Raw genomic sequence first — 560 nt, forward strand, 5'->3', positions numbered from 1 at the left:
CCCCCCCCCCCCGCCGATGAAGTACCTCCATCATTTTAATTAACCACTTGTTTGTCACCTCCCTCTATCGCCAAATCGAAAAAATAGGATGACTACAAGCGACTAAACCATCAAGAACAAGTTGGCTTGGGAAACTTCCTTCCTTATTCTATTTGACCTAGGGTAACTTCATCCTTATAACCCAAAAATTGGCTAAGTGCAGAGTGTTTGATTCTAGGTGAACCTAACAATCGAATTATTATCTTAGCCAAATATAAAGACCATTAATTTATTATTAATAAATAATGATAAGGCTTAATTCTTCTCACGTCCAAAAGGCTCTCTCCTGTAGTGGCATCCTGATCCCGGACCTCATAAATGAGGGGTTCAATGGCAAAACGACAAAGACGTACATTTTCTACTGAATTCAAAAATATATGCTGCAAGCTTGGTTCTTGACCAAGGGGACTCCATCCCTGAAGCAGCTAGCTCTATGGAATACGTGAAACAGCTTTACGACACTGGGTCGAATAACTCAAAATTGAGCAAGGTAGGGTTACTCCAACGACCAAAGCCCTCAC

It is taken from the genome of Vibrio sp. 10N.222.55.C7 (assembly GCF_041473335.1).
In the GTDB taxonomy this organism is placed as follows: domain Bacteria; phylum Pseudomonadota; class Gammaproteobacteria; order Enterobacterales; family Vibrionaceae; genus Vibrio; species Vibrio crassostreae_C.